This window comes from Roseovarius sp. A-2 (genome assembly GCF_002072155.1).
Classification (GTDB): domain Bacteria; phylum Pseudomonadota; class Alphaproteobacteria; order Rhodobacterales; family Rhodobacteraceae; genus Roseovarius.
The window spans coordinates 1-12,547 of the sequence record NZ_BDIY01000021.1 but is presented as its reverse complement, the minus strand read 5'-3'; the positions used below and the strand labels follow the sequence as shown (position 1 = coordinate 12,547).

General features: G+C 58.8%; 16 protein-coding genes and 2 tRNA genes. 1 reads left to right on the top strand and 17 read right to left on the bottom strand.

Annotated elements, in window-relative coordinates:
• Positions 1-20: 20 nt before the first annotated feature.
• Positions 21-1,451 carry an NAD-dependent succinate-semialdehyde dehydrogenase gene (locus BHD06_RS17975; protein WP_080458355.1) on the top strand — a complete coding sequence of 477 codons (1,431 nt, stop codon included), beginning with the start codon at positions 21-23 and terminating at the stop codon, positions 1,449-1,451.
• A 404-nt stretch (positions 1,452-1,855) separates the two neighbouring features.
• Here the strand turns inward: BHD06_RS17975 and BHD06_RS17970 are convergent, their stop codons facing one another.
• The 17 genes from BHD06_RS17970 to BHD06_RS17900 all read right to left on the bottom strand — a co-directional run bounded on the left by BHD06_RS17970 (position 1,856) and on the right by BHD06_RS17900 (position 12,497).
• The gene (locus BHD06_RS17970) at positions 1,856-2,896 is read right to left on the bottom strand and encodes a type IV secretion system protein (RefSeq protein WP_080458354.1); all 1,041 of its coding nucleotides are present in this window, start codon (positions 2,894-2,896) and stop codon (positions 1,856-1,858) included.
• Positions 2,896-3,300 (bottom strand): hypothetical protein, encoded by a 405-nt coding sequence (locus BHD06_RS17965; protein WP_080458353.1) that lies wholly within the window; start codon positions 3,298-3,300, stop codon positions 2,896-2,898. The genes BHD06_RS17970 and BHD06_RS17965 overlap by 1 nt, the downstream gene beginning before the upstream one ends.
• Before the next feature lie 282 nt (positions 3,301-3,582).
• Complete coding sequence (locus BHD06_RS24445; protein WP_254892475.1) at positions 3,583-3,870, bottom strand: hypothetical protein; 288 nt, start codon at positions 3,868-3,870, stop codon at positions 3,583-3,585.
• A gap of 3 nt (positions 3,871-3,873) precedes the next feature.
• A complete protein-coding gene (locus BHD06_RS24440) occupies positions 3,874-4,335 on the bottom strand; it encodes a hypothetical protein (protein WP_254892474.1) in 462 nt (153 codons plus the stop codon).
• 744 nt (positions 4,336-5,079) lie between these two features.
• Complete coding sequence (mobC, locus tag BHD06_RS17955; protein WP_254892469.1) at positions 5,080-5,556, bottom strand: plasmid mobilization relaxosome protein MobC; 477 nt, start codon at positions 5,554-5,556, stop codon at positions 5,080-5,082.
• Between the two features lie 14 nt (positions 5,557-5,570).
• The gene (locus BHD06_RS17950) at positions 5,571-6,425 is read right to left on the bottom strand and encodes a hypothetical protein (RefSeq protein ID WP_080458350.1); all 855 of its coding nucleotides are present in this window, start codon (positions 6,423-6,425) and stop codon (positions 5,571-5,573) included.
• Positions 6,426-6,587: 162 nt separating this feature from the next.
• Positions 6,588-6,791: a hypothetical protein gene (locus BHD06_RS17945; protein ID WP_071972618.1), complete on the bottom strand. Its 204-nt coding sequence runs from the start codon at positions 6,789-6,791 to the stop codon at positions 6,588-6,590.
• 96 nt (positions 6,792-6,887) lie between these two features.
• Positions 6,888-7,553: a hypothetical protein gene (locus tag BHD06_RS17940; protein ID WP_080458349.1), complete on the bottom strand. Its 666-nt coding sequence runs from the start codon at positions 7,551-7,553 to the stop codon at positions 6,888-6,890.
• A gap of 3 nt (positions 7,554-7,556) precedes the next feature.
• Positions 7,557-8,738 (bottom strand): site-specific integrase, encoded by a 1,182-nt coding sequence (locus BHD06_RS17935; protein ID WP_080458348.1) that lies wholly within the window; start codon positions 8,736-8,738, stop codon positions 7,557-7,559.
• 149 nt (positions 8,739-8,887) lie between these two features.
• Positions 8,888-8,977, bottom strand: a tRNA-Ser gene (locus BHD06_RS17930).
• Between the two features lie 432 nt (positions 8,978-9,409).
• Positions 9,410-9,877, bottom strand: coding sequence for an IS3 family transposase (locus BHD06_RS17925; protein ID WP_080458347.1), 468 nt, complete (start codon positions 9,875-9,877; stop codon positions 9,410-9,412).
• On the bottom strand, positions 9,874-9,999 hold the full coding sequence (locus BHD06_RS24430) for a transposase (protein ID WP_067267188.1): 126 nt from the start codon (positions 9,997-9,999) through the stop codon (positions 9,874-9,876). The genes BHD06_RS17925 and BHD06_RS24430 overlap by 4 nt, the downstream gene beginning before the upstream one ends.
• Before the next feature lie 194 nt (positions 10,000-10,193).
• Complete coding sequence (locus tag BHD06_RS17915) at positions 10,194-10,706, bottom strand: hypothetical protein (RefSeq protein ID WP_080458345.1); 513 nt, start codon at positions 10,704-10,706, stop codon at positions 10,194-10,196.
• On the bottom strand, positions 10,700-11,161 hold the full coding sequence (locus BHD06_RS17910; RefSeq protein ID WP_080458344.1) for a hypothetical protein: 462 nt from the start codon (positions 11,159-11,161) through the stop codon (positions 10,700-10,702). The genes BHD06_RS17915 and BHD06_RS17910 overlap by 7 nt, the downstream gene beginning before the upstream one ends.
• 387 nt (positions 11,162-11,548) lie before the next feature.
• Positions 11,549-11,887: a hypothetical protein gene (locus BHD06_RS24825; protein ID WP_376764864.1), complete on the bottom strand. Its 339-nt coding sequence runs from the start codon at positions 11,885-11,887 to the stop codon at positions 11,549-11,551.
• Positions 11,826-12,044, bottom strand: coding sequence for a hypothetical protein (locus BHD06_RS17905; protein WP_176214398.1), 219 nt, complete (start codon positions 12,042-12,044; stop codon positions 11,826-11,828). The genes BHD06_RS24825 and BHD06_RS17905 overlap by 62 nt, the downstream gene beginning before the upstream one ends.
• Positions 12,045-12,420: 376 nt before the next feature.
• A tRNA-Met gene (locus BHD06_RS17900) sits at positions 12,421-12,497 on the bottom strand.
• Positions 12,498-12,547: the final 50 nt, after the last annotated feature.

Genomic DNA, 12,547 nt, shown 5'->3' with positions numbered 1-12,547 from the left:
AAGATACGAAAGTGGGACCAGTGAACCTCACAAACCTTTACATTGACGGAAAATGGGTCGAAAGCGCCTCTCGCACGCGCTTCGACGTCGTCAACCCATCCAATGAACGTGTCATCGCCTCAGTGGCCTCAGCTGATTTATCCGATGCCGACAGGGCGCTGGATGCAGCAGAGAGAGCGATGGCGCTTTGGCGTTCTGAAACCCCGCGGTATCGCTCAGAAGTCTTACGTCGGGCTTTCAATCTTATGAGTGAAAGGATCGAACATTTCGCACATCTAATTAGTCTGGAAAACGGAAAGGCTTCCGCTGACGCTGTTGGCGAAGCTAGTTATGCGGCGGAGTTCTTTCGCTGGTTTTCTGAAGAAGCGGTACGCGCTGAAGGAACCATCAGCCATGCCCCCTCTTCCGGGGCTCGGATCCTCGTCCAACAAAAGCCTGCCGGAATTGGGCTTTTGATCACGCCGTGGAACTACCCTGCCGCGATGGGGACGCGAAAAATCGCCCCCGCACTCGCAGCAGGTTGTGCGGTCATCATAAAGCCAGCGGCCGAGACACCGCTTACCATGCTCGCATTGATGCCCGTGTTGGAGGAGGCCGGCGTCCCAAACGGGCTCGTGAATGTGCTGCCAACAACGCACCCCGGTGCACTCGTTGATCACATAATGGACGACCCGCGTATTCGCGTTGTGAGCTTTACTGGCTCAACGAGTGTTGGGAAAGAATTGTTGCGCAACGCAGCGGGTCAAGTCCTCAACCCAGCCATGGAGCTTGGAGGGAATGCGCCGCTGATCGTTTTTGAAGATGCCGATCTCGATATTGCGGTTGAAGGTGCTTTCCAGGCCAAAATGCGCAATTTGGGTGAGGCGTGCACTGCCGCAAACAGAATCTATCTGCACGAAAACATCGCTGCTGAGTTTATTTCTGAGTTCGTGGCAAGGATGAGTAAGCTGAAACTAGGTGATGGCACGGATCAGCGTAGCGATGTTGGTCCATTGGTAAATGAGGCAACGAGAACAAAGGTCGCTAGACTAGTTGAAGATGCTGTCGCAAAGGGAGCCATAGTGGAGTTAGGCGGATACGCTCCTGTAGGACCCGGCTATTTTTATACCCCTACAGTACTATCGAATGTGCCCGATGATGCCGATTGTATTCACGATGAGATTTTTGGACCGGTCGCGATCATCCAATCATTTACAGATCAAGACCAGGTCATTTGCCGAGCAAACGACACAGAATACGGCTTGGTAGCCTACGTTTTCTCGAAGAATATGAAACGGGCTTTGAACGTCTGCGAGCAGCTTGAATTTGGGATGGTTGGCTTAAACAGAGGTATCGTTTCCGATCCCGCAGCTCCATTCGGAGGTGTCAAGCAATCGGGACTTGGCCGCGAAGGTGGCAAAGACGGCATGCTCGAGTTCATGGAAACTCAATATATTTCAGCGGCTTGGTAGGTATTTGATGCAAGCTGATCTCGGGTGTCAGGAGTGAGGCGGTGCTGGATGCCGGTCACCACTGGGTTTAACGGCTGCTATTCGCTCTGTCATGCAGCATGGATGCCTTTGCAATTACGACAAAATTTGCGCTGCGAGCGCACGCAGCATAACTTTGCCATGTCCGAGTTGGGCTCACAGCCAGCTTTCGCCGCGCGATGCACGAACGGCAGCTCGGTAGAATCCGCAAGGGCCTTGAGCGTTCCGATATTTGGTGTCTCCACGCTCAAGGCCCTTGCTACTGATACTCAGGGATGTTGACCGAATGCACACGGTAGATACTTGGGAGAAGATGAAAGCACATCCGTCTGGCACCGGAAGAAGTGCGGAAACGAAGCGGAACGCCCGCTCCCACGGACTCCCGATCAGTCACCCAGCCTGTCGGCACGGTCTTTCATACGCTGCATCTTTGCCCCCGTGCCGGTCGAAGGGCGCTGATCGCGTGCAGAGGCCTGCGTGCGTGGTGTGTCCGACCCGGCATTCAACCTCCGGCTCGTGTCGCTTGTCGTGTTCGTAGGCGACTGGTTCCTTTGCTGTGGCCTCTGCGGCTGCGTCATCTTGCGGATACCCGCCCCAACGACCGAGGCCGCCCATCCCGAATTGATATCGCCGGTCAAAGTCCGCACGATCACAGGAATGGCGAGGACCATGCCCAGAGAGACCATGACGACAGCGAGGAAAGGCAAGGCCGCACCGATGCGACCGAGGTTCTCGACGCCGCCAACCCGGCTCTGGAGCACGCTGAAAAGCCCGAAGATGACGGACATCGTTCCGGCGATCACCACCGGGTAGAACGACCAGCTGATAATTGCCGCCAGCCAGCGCTGGAAATAGTCCTGCGTTGCACGGAATAGCGACATCGCGATCATCACCGGTGCAAGACCGATGAGAAAGGCCACCATTGCCTTGGCCAGCACCAGGATAACGCCCGCAGCACCGCCGACCAGTGCCAGCAGGGCTGTGAAGAAGAGGCTCAGCAACGCCCCTGCCATCCATGGCAAGCTATCCCCGATGGCGTTGGCATGATCGGCCAGATCGTCGAGCACCTGGTCGAACCGCCCCGCGAAATAGGCCGCGCCGGCGCCGGTCTCTCCTGTGATCGAGCCGAGGATCGTGCCTGCGAGGTTGTCGAGGCCATCGGTGATGAAGGTGCTGACCACGTTGAAATTCACCCAGTTGAAAGCGAAGGCATTGATCAGGCCGATCTTGATCAGAAGCGGGATAAGATCGTTCATATCCATGGGCTTGAACTGATAAGCCATGTTTACGAACAGGAGGATAATCGCCAGCGTGGCAGCCAGCATCACCGCGGCTCCCATCCCGGAGGTGATCGCCGCGAACTGGGATTCAGCGACGGTTTCCAGGCCTTCGTCAGCCGCTTCCACGAGAAAACTCACGACACCCATTATTCCGCCCCTTCACACAGATCGCGCACGGCATCCCGAAGTCCCGAGATCACCGGGAAATAGGCCGCATCGGCCCAGTCGTCGTATGTGGAAGACGGTCCGTCTGCGAAGCCGAGGCCTTGGTACTCGTCCTCGATGATCGACCATTCCGGCTGAAGCACGGCGCAATCGCAGCTGCCGGTGTCCAGCACCTGTTGGTAGCGGCGCAGGCTGTAGAGCTTGTCGGCTGCGACGGAGCGCCAACTATCGCGGAAGGAGGAAAAGGTCAGGTGGTCCGGTCGCGGGCGGATCGCGCAACCGTAGCGGTCGGTTTCTGCCGGTTGGATGGAATTGCTCAAATTGATCCGATCCGCCATCACCGGAGTGGCGGTTAAGGTGAGAAACAAGATAGCTCGATAAATCATGCGGTTACTCCCGTCGTTTGTTCAGTGTTCAGTGTTCAGTGTTGCTTGTTCGGTGTTGCGTGTTGCCTGTCGCTTGTCCGGTGTCGCCTGTTGCGTGTTGACTGTCCGGTGTTGAGTGGCCACGGTCGCGTGTCGCGTGTCGCGTGTCGCGTGTTCAGTGTCCGGTGCTGCCTGTCCCCTGTTCAGTGTCGCGTGTTGCTTGTTCAGTGTTGCGTGTCCGGCAGAAAGTCGGATTCCCTGATCAATGGCGCAGTCCATGCACGTCCTCTCCGATCTCGTCTGTCACCGCGTCCCGAGGCGCTTCTGCGCCTCCAGCGCGAGCGAGAGGCTGTCCTTCAGCTTCGACGGGGCCTGCGTGGTGTCGGGGCCATCCTGCATCCAGCCGTTCAAGGCTTCGACCAATGAGAGCTGCGACCTGAGCAACGCGATCATGGAGCCGCGCAACCCATCCAGTTCCGTTCGCCTGTCCTGCCCGGAGGCGGTCAATTCCTGCGCGGACGCCTTGGAGGCTTCCGTCAACTGCTCGACGTAGCCCAGCAATTCGCGTTCGAGCGGCGTCAGACCATCCATCGCTCACTCCTTCGGGATCATCAGGCAGTCCACGGGTTCCCCCGCCAGCGAACAGCGGGCCAGCGTTGCCCCGCCGCTGCGCGGGATCAGGTAGGTCGCCTCCGGACGCTCGATCACCCTGAGCCCCATCGTGTTCAGATTGGGCATCAGCCAGGTCATCACCGTCCAGGTCGAAACCCCGGCGCTGATCATCAGGCAGCAGGCCACCAGCATCGGCCACATCAGCGCCTTCCATTCCGGTCGCGCTGCGTTCGCGCTCTGCCGCATGAGGTGCTTCCTCACGCGCAGCAGGTAGCCTTCCGTATCGGTCTTGATTGTAGCCAGCGCGTTTTCGGCAATGGTCTTCAAATCGGTCCTGAAGCTCTGCAACTGTGCGTCGATCGAGGCGGCGTTCTCTGCCCTGATCCGCTCCATGTCCGCGTTCAGCTTTTCGCTCAGCCGTTGCTTCGGCTCTCCAGTCTTCATGGAAAATCTCTCCTCTCAGGCGAAACCGTTCTTCGGTCTCGGGGTCTTTGACGGTCAGGTAATTCTTGCCCGCGCGGGGCACTTCGAAGCCCGCATCGGTCAGGGCGGCGACCATCCCGGCGCGATCCTCGATCAGCCCCATGGAAATCTGGTCGGCGATCCAAGCATGGAGCCCGTCGCGCCCGGCGGCGCGGTCCGGGGCCTCCGATACCGGCTTAACCTCGGCCGCGCGCTCCACGTCCATGGGGTCGGCCCAGCCGTGAGTCTTGTTCATCAGGTCGCGCAGGCTGTCGAAGGCGCGCTCATAGCCGGGCGGGGCAATGTTGAGGCTGCGCCCGCTGTGCAGTTCCATGCGGGGCGTGCAGAAATGCAGCTCGACACGATCCTCGTGGGTGTGGCGCACCCAGAGGCAGGCGTAGCGGTCGGCATCGAGGCCGGCAAAGGCGATCTCCTCGAAGCGGTCGATCACCTCCTGCTGCTGGTCCTCGCTCGGGGCGTCCTCGCGGGCGAAGCTGACGACACCGGCGCGATAGGTCCATTTGTGCGGGCAAGCGTCGATCAGGTCGATCATGCCCTGGGGATCGCCACGCACGATCTCCGGCAGCGGTTCGCGCGTCACGGTCATGGGCTGGCCCGAGGCATCGCGTATCAGGTCGCGGTTGTCGTCATAGGCAAGCACGGTGCGGGCGGTCAGATATTCGACCGGCCCCGCACCGCCGCCTTTGCCGTTGGGGAAGAACTTGATCAGCATCCGGGCGGCCTCCGGTGCTGCGCAAGGATCTCCGCCAATCGCCGCTCGATGCCGACCAGCGCCGCCGCCACGCGCAGGGCCTCGACCTCGCTGGCCCGGCCCGCGCGGGTCGCCGTGTTGAGCCACCGCGCGATCTGGTTGAGGTTTCCGCCATAGCGGGACACAGCCAGCACGAGCGCGGGATCGACACGGGGAGCGGGCTTGCGCCGCTTCGGAGCCGCGCCGGTGGCGAGCTGCCGAAGCATGGCGGACATGGAAAGTCCGCGATCCGCAGCCGCCTGCCGGATCAGCGCCTTTTCCTCGGAGGAGCAGTAGAAGAACACCGCTTCCTGCTTTTCCGAGGGGACCGCGCCCCGCGCGGTCCGGTTGGGGTTCGAAGGGGAGGCTTGCCGCCCCTCGCAAGGCCCCGGTTCGACGGTCGAAGACCTAGAACCGGGTCGCCTTGCTCTTTGCGCTTCACCAGCACTCATGACCCCACCCGACATCAGGCCGAGGCGCGAAGTGCGCGAACCAACGGACTATTCAGGGTCGCGGCTAAAGGGCGAGCACTCTTCCCGGCCTGATTGCCGTCAATCTCGCCAGTGGCTGTGAAGTCATCCGGAAAGGCCATTTTTTCTTTTTTTGTATTTTTTGAATCTTCTCTTTTCTCTTGTGGCGGCAGGGTGTCCCCACCCTGATCGCACCCTGCCGCCACCCTGATGGCCTCCTGCATCTGAACTCTGTCAGCTGCTCGCTGCATCTTGGCTTCCGCTTCTACGAGACCAAGCATCACATCTTCGAACTCGCGAGCAACCGACGCGCCGTATTCCCGAAACTCTTCCTCTAGAAACGGTCGCAGGTTCCGAAACACGACCCCGGCAGTCGCTAGGAATACGCGAATTTCATCGACGATCTTCGGCCCGTGCTCGCTGCCCGCTTTGAAACGCTGCGCCCGAGCGAGGCACCCCAGGACGAACTCAGCGATAGAGCGGCGACAAATGTCGGTGGTCGGCAGTTCGCCGGACAGATAACCCTGCGCCAAGTTCTGGACGCGCGAGAGATTGTCAGGGCAATTTATGGACCGAAACCAACCAGAGATTCTGAGCAGTTCGACCTCTGAATCATATTCGAGCAACTGCGCATCGTTTAGTCGCTGAACCGAGACTTGCAGCTGCTCCTCTGTAATCCCTGCCTCGGATGCAAAGAGCGAACGTGGATACCAGAACAAGCCGGAATAATCGGCCTGAGAACTCAGATGTGCGGTGAAGTAGACGTTTCTGTCTGTGCAGCTTCGAAGGCCGCGAAAAGCAGCTGAGTTAAGCAGCGAGACATTGAGCATGGCAAATTTTTTGCGCGCCATAGGGCAAACCTTTCCCGTCAACCCAATTGCGGCTGGGCTGGCGATTGCCGGTGTTCGGCATCTGTCATGGGGTTGAAAACAGGGGCGCGTTTGTCCTAAGATTCCGGTGATCACGCGAATACGACAAGGCCCCGCCCCGTGTGGGGCTTTGTACTTTGGAGCCTATGCCGCATCACCAGGAGAGACGCGGTTCTCTTCGATGTAAGCGTTCAAATCGCGCCCGAGGTATTTCACCCGCCGACCGAACTTGACCCATGCCGGGCCCACCCGCCGGTGACGCCACTGCGCCCGCTTCGCGCGAGGGGCGATAAGATCAAGCTCTTTGTCGCCATCATCGTAGACACGTTCGTTCTCAAAAATCTCCATTGTTCCGACATCGCCTTTCTTCGGTTGCGTTCGACTGCATCCATATTGTCCAGCCTGCCGCAATCGTCCTAGCGCAATCGAAAAAGAAATATCTTTCTACTTGAAAACAATGACTTGCATTCTCTTCTGTTTGATCGGCTTGGTATGCGTTGTCATGTTCAAGAGGTCTCGGAACAGATATGGGAACTGGACAATGTGCGAGTGGTCAAAACCAGGAACGCGCGCAGCGAGTCGTTGCGCTTGAGCGTAGTCCAGATACACATATGCCAGCACCGGCTCATAGAGCGCCCATAATTTCTGTAGCGATCGAGGACTTCGTCCCAGGAAGTTCCGTGCGACTTCGATCCCTTTCGTATCAAGTACGCTCTTATACTCTTGCTGGGCGAACCCCTGTGCGTCAGCATATGCCGTTCCCTTGGATGACCCATGAATGACGATCCGGCGCAGCACATCTCCTAGACGCATGACGTCCTGGCACATTTCATCCTGACCCAAGGCGCATTGTTTCACTGCATATCGAACAGCGCCTTCAAGCAACAATGGATCAGAGCCAGGGGTTGGCCACAGTGCGTCCCGCCTACCGGTCTTCAGGTACTGATCCCGAGCTCGAATCTCCAGCAGCCCGGTATGCAGCTTCAAAAAGTTGGCCTTCGTCTTAGTTGCTATTAGCAGCGCTCGTATGGCGAGCCACGCGGCGTCAAACTCCGAAATGAAAGACAGGTGGGAAATTCTTGCCGCGACATGTTCGATTTCAGTTGCCACAGATCAGCCTCCACGTTGCGAACAAGCGAAATGGTTCCAATCGCGCATCAGTTCGCGCCTTCTGGAAAGAAGATCAGATCGCGCATAGGCTCGCTCCACCTCCGACCCGACCTTGTGCCCCAAGCTCATTTCCGCCACCTCGCGTGGGTGATGCCCCTCCTCGGCAGCCCAATCCCGAAATGCTGATCTGAAACCGTGCACGGTTACTCCGTCGATATTCATGCGCCGGAGCAACATCAGCATCGACATGTTCGACAGCGGCTTGTGCCGGCGCTGGCCTTCAAAGACGCATTCAGAGCGCAGTGCCTTCAATGGCTCGATAATTGCCAACATCTGATCTGTAAGCGGGACGCGGTGTTCAGCACCCGTCTTGGTGCGTTCTTCTGGGATCGTCCAAATCAAGTCGTCAAAGTCAAACTCCTCCCAGACAGCTTGCAGAACCTCGCTGGTTCGGCACCCGGTCAGGCAGGTGAACATCAACGCTTTGGCCGCCATGCCGCTTTGTTGCGAGAGTTGCGCGTAGAATGCGGGCACATCCTGCCAGCGCATTGCGTTGTGGTGCTTCACCTTCACCTTCACGCGCGGCAGCACACGGGCATCCATCACGACCGTCACGGGATTTTCACCCTCGCGGTATCCCCGCGACCGGGCCACATCGAGGACCGCCTTCATCCGCTGTGCCACCCTGCGCGCGGTTTCGTGCTTCTCGGTCCAGATCGGGGACAGCACCTGCAAGATTTCCGGCTGGTCGATATCCGAGACCGGCATCCGGCCGATCTTGGGAAAGGCATAGTCAGCAAGCGTGTTGATCCACTGCTGCCCGTGCTTCGGGTTCTTCCATGTTGGCAGGCGCTCGATGTGGACCTGCCGGGCGACCTCTTCGAAGCAGGGCACGTCCTGGTCCTTGTGGTATTTCGGATTGAGGCCCTGCTTGGCGAGGCGGCGATACTCCAGGGCGCGTTCACGAGCCACGTTGAGCGTCACGACGTCAGCACCGCCGAGGCCGAAATCGGTGCGGAGCGGCTTTCCCTGCCGATTCCGCTGACCCTTCACCGTGACGCGGACGATCCAGCGCCGCGCTCCTGATGGATCAACCACCAGATACAGCCCGTGGCCGTCGCCATGCCGGCCAGGTCCGAGCGTTCGGACCAGATTCTTCGTCAGCTTTCCCGGGGTGTAGGCCATAGAAAAATACCACAGTTCGTACCACCAAATGAACAGAACCGAGCGCAATCGAAACGAAGCCAGTGAGAACAACGAACGCAGATGAGCGCATAAGTTCAGTAACTTATACGCTATCAAGCGGCCCCATGGGGTTCAATGAAAATGGTGGGTGGCGGAGACGATGGGATTCGAACCCACGAGACCCTTCCGGGCCTACTCCCTTAGCAGGGGAGCGCCTTCGACCACTCGGCCACGTCTCCGCCGATGCGTATAGCCGGGCAATCCCCTGCATTACAAGGCGAAAATTCAAAAACTTGGTAAGCACCCCACGACGGCCCCAAATGCTTGAAATGGCATGGAAAGGAACGACGCGGAACCAGAAATGGGAAGGATTTGGTCATTTCCCTTATCGGCAAAAGTGCCTTCGGCAGCGCGGTGAGCGAGTCCCTGCAAATGTTGCCATCTGCGCCGCTCGTCTTCTGCACGCCGATTTCCGTTTTGATGAAGTGAACCGATCTCCTGGCTACAAAGGAGATTGACCTATGAAATCGCAAGACCCTCGCGACAACAATCAACGTCTTCCAGCTGGCTTCAGCCTGCCATCTGACGGGGCTTCAAAGGAAGGCACAACTGCTCAAGGCCGATACATTGGTGGCGCGTGGAGCAGACCGCGAGGTAATTGCCGCCATGCTTCAGCATGAGAACCCACTATCGCAGGAATCCATGATGGCTACCAGGTAGAGGAAGCCGTTCTTGACCGGCACGAACGTGATATCGGCGCACCAGACCTGATTGGGGTGATCGATCTGCCTCTTTCTCAGCAAATACGGGAAGATCGGATGCTGGGGATGCGGCTGGCTGGTTCGAGGGCGTTTGTAGATTGCCTCCAAACCCATCTTCGCCATCAGCCGCCTTACACGATGCCGTCCTGTGACGACCCCTTCCCGGCGCAGATAGGCTGCGATCTGGCGGCTGCCGAAGAACGGATATTTGGTGAACACCCGATCGATCTCTTTCATCATCGCCAGCGTGTCAGCATCGATCCCGACGGGCGTGTAATAGAACGCCGACCGGCTGAGCCGCACCAGCTTGCATTGTTGACTGATACTGAGCTGCGGGTGGTCCCGGTTGATCATCGCGCGTTTCTTCTCAGGGCTCATCGCTTCAGCCCTTCCGACAAAAAATCATTCTCAACCGCCAACCTCCCGATCTTGGCGTGCAGCTCTTTCACCTCGGCTTCGGTCGGCCCGCTTTGCTTACCGCCCGAAAACACATCGGCCATGCCTTCGATGGCTTGTCGCTTCCATGTGCTGACTTGGTTCGGATGTCCCGAGAGCGGACCTTCAAGCTGAGTGCAGCGAATTCAGGGGGAGAGCCCATAGCAGAAGAGCTTCAGGTCGCAGCATCGGTCGCGAATGGCGGAAATCCTGATCGAGAGCTGGCGCCGTCACTACAACCGGGATATGCAAATCCGGATCAGCAGCCGAACCGGGCGCGGTCGAACTCGAACTCCTCCGGCGCCGCGCAGCGGCTCCGCCGGTAAGGGATTTCTCCCGAGGACAGGCCAAACGCATCGCCCTCGAGACTGGAGACAATGGTCTTTTGCGACAAGTCCAGCGGCTGGCAGGTATAGGCACCGTCCCGACGCCTTGTGACTGGGTTGAAGCTGCCCGGCGGATGGCGGAAACAGACCGCTGGGATACCCCGTACGGTATCCGTTTTCCACTCCTCGGGAACCGCGCGGTCGTTTCCGGGATACCAAAGCCACGCCCTGCCCTGCGGCGCGATGTAATTAACCTGGAATCCATGCGCGCGATTGAAGGACAGGTAGGTCGTCCCGGCGACCGGGTAGGCGGGAAAGCGGTTCGTCCGCGATTCCACCTCCGCGACGCTCGTGCGCACGGCCGTAGGCGGTGTGCCGCCACAGCCCACGACCGTCAGGATGATTCCGGCACCGAGAGCGCCCCGGACAACGCGCCGAACTAGCACGACAGGGGCACCGACCAGATCTTCTGCGGCTTGCCCGTGGCCGAGCCCATTTGGCTGATGTCCGTGTCGTTGTCGATGCCGAGCGCGACGAGTGCACCGGCCCCCAGCGACCCTTGGCAGCCGGTCGCCTCGCGGACCGCGGCACTCAGATCGTTCAGGGAATGGGGGACATCGCGGCTCGTCGCCTGCACATAGGCTGTCGTCCTGTCCGCGTTCACTGCCACATAGTAATCGTTCTGGCCGTAGGTGACGGTCTCGCGAGTCTTCCACACGTCCTGGTCAACGGGCCTTGGCCGCTTGGACTTGCTGCCATCGGCAACCGTGTAGGTCACCCCGTTCCTGGTGAAGCTCTCGCCGGGTTTGTATTCCTTGCCATCGATGACGACATTGTCGTTTCCGCCACATCCTGCGGCCAACGCCAAGGCAAAGAGACCCACTGCAATTTTCGATTTCATCTGACACTCCATGGTTGATTTTCCGGCTCCGCCTACGAACCTTGATCTCAGGTTGCAACCCGAAATTCTCCATGTGACCTGCCATACGGCGTCAGATCATGTCTGATCTTGCCGCAAAATTGAGTGTTTTGCGCTCCCAGCATCGATTGCAGTCGTCAGAGCGCTCGAATCTGGCCGGATTGCTTGCCTACTCCCAAAGCGGTATTTCCTACAACTCAAGACAATCCGCTGGACGACAGATCTCAAAGGAGAAGCCGCTTCGTATTTTATGAAGAGCTAGGGCCTTCTGTGGTTGCCGCCCGTATTGCAAGTAGCTTTTGACCCTATTCGCGTGTGATCGAATGCAGTCTGGTGACCCGGCCGTCTGAATTTCGCTCTGACGTTGTATTAGCGTCCCTTTAAACAACAGTGGTTTGTGCAAATTTTGCTTCCACCGGCAAATTCTGGCAACCCCAGAGCGCGGCAATCGCACGAATGATAGCGTCCGCTATGCGCACGCGTTGTCAGAACGAAGCGCGCATTCTTTGAGGCTCTAACCCGCCGGACAAACGTCGCCAGTGCGGACTCCCGCTGGAGCAAGGATTGCCGGTCGAGCTGGATGCGACCGAGAAAGTCGTCAAAAAAGAATATGGTCGGGGTGTTGTCGTTAATCTGCGCGAAGCCTTCATCGAGTGATTTGATTGCGCAAAACTGCCAGCCCTCGTTCAAGTAATAATAGGAAAGCATCTTGGCGAGCGTCGTCTTGCGCACAGGTCTGATGCAGGATGACGCCTACGCGCGTTTCGCAGTGCAATTCGAGGCGAGGATGAAGGCCGGCCAGAAAGGCGCTGCCGAACTCCTGAAGGCCCACGACCTCAAGATCCGTGAGCTCGAGCAGCGGCACAGCGGGTTCCTGGATGCGGTTGCGCAGGGCGACCACTCGCCCCCGATCATCAAGGAGCTGAACGCGGTCGATGCCGAGCTCGAGGCTCTGCGCGCTGAGCGGGACACCCTGATCCCTGCCCCGGTCGATCTGCCGCCCGACTCGCCTGAGCTCTACCGAGAGTATGTCGACAACCTCGCCGCGACCCTGCAGGACGAGGCGGTGTCGGCCGCCGCCTCGGACGAACTACACGGGCTGATCGACACGGTGTTTGTCATCTGGGACGCCGAGGCAAACGGCCACCGACTGGATGTACGGGGTAAGTTGTTGGAGATGCTTGCAAAAGCAAAGCCCGCAGAGGAGGCGGGCCTTATTGCGAATGGTCATTCGCTAAAACTGGTTGCGGGAGTAGGATTTGAACCTACGACCTTCAGGTTATGAGCCTGACGAGCTACCGGACTGCTCCATCCCGCGACGCTTATTGGCCAATTGCCGAAGGGGCTCATGTGGCCTTTGGTTGCCCC

Coding starts and splice junctions, on each gene's coding strand:
- BHD06_RS17970 (WP_080458354.1), bottom strand. CDS start 2,896: ATGGGTGTCGTGAGTTTTCTCGTGGAAGCGGCTGACGAAGGCCTGGAA.
- BHD06_RS17965 (WP_080458353.1), bottom strand. CDS start 3,300: ATGATTTATCGAGCTATCTTGTTTCTCACCTTAACCGCCACTCCGGTG.
- BHD06_RS24445 (WP_254892475.1), bottom strand. CDS start 3,870: ATGGATGGTCTGACGCCGCTCGAACGCGAATTGCTGGGCTACGTCGAG.
- BHD06_RS24440 (WP_254892474.1), bottom strand. CDS start 4,335: ATGAAGACTGGAGAGCCGAAGCAACGGCTGAGCGAAAAGCTGAACGCG.
- mobC (WP_254892469.1), bottom strand. CDS start 5,556: ATGAGTGCTGGTGAAGCGCAAAGAGCAAGGCGACCCGGTTCTAGGTCT.
- BHD06_RS17950 (WP_080458350.1), bottom strand. CDS start 6,425: ATGGCGCGCAAAAAATTTGCCATGCTCAATGTCTCGCTGCTTAACTCA.
- BHD06_RS17945 (WP_071972618.1), bottom strand. CDS start 6,791: ATGGAGATTTTTGAGAACGAACGTGTCTACGATGATGGCGACAAAGAG.
- BHD06_RS17935 (WP_080458348.1), bottom strand. CDS start 8,738: ATGGCCTACACCCCGGGAAAGCTGACGAAGAATCTGGTCCGAACGCTC.
- BHD06_RS17925 (WP_080458347.1), bottom strand. CDS start 9,877: ATGAGCCCTGAGAAGAAACGCGCGATGATCAACCGGGACCACCCGCAG.
- BHD06_RS24430 (WP_067267188.1), bottom strand. CDS start 9,999: ATGGCCGATGTGTTTTCGGGCGGTAAGCAAAGCGGGCCGACCGAAGCC.
- BHD06_RS17910 (WP_080458344.1), bottom strand. CDS start 11,161: ATGAAATCGAAAATTGCAGTGGGTCTCTTTGCCTTGGCGTTGGCCGCA.
- BHD06_RS24825 (WP_376764864.1), bottom strand. CDS start 11,887: ATGCTTTCCTATTATTACTTGAACGAGGGCTGGCAGTTTTGCGCAATC.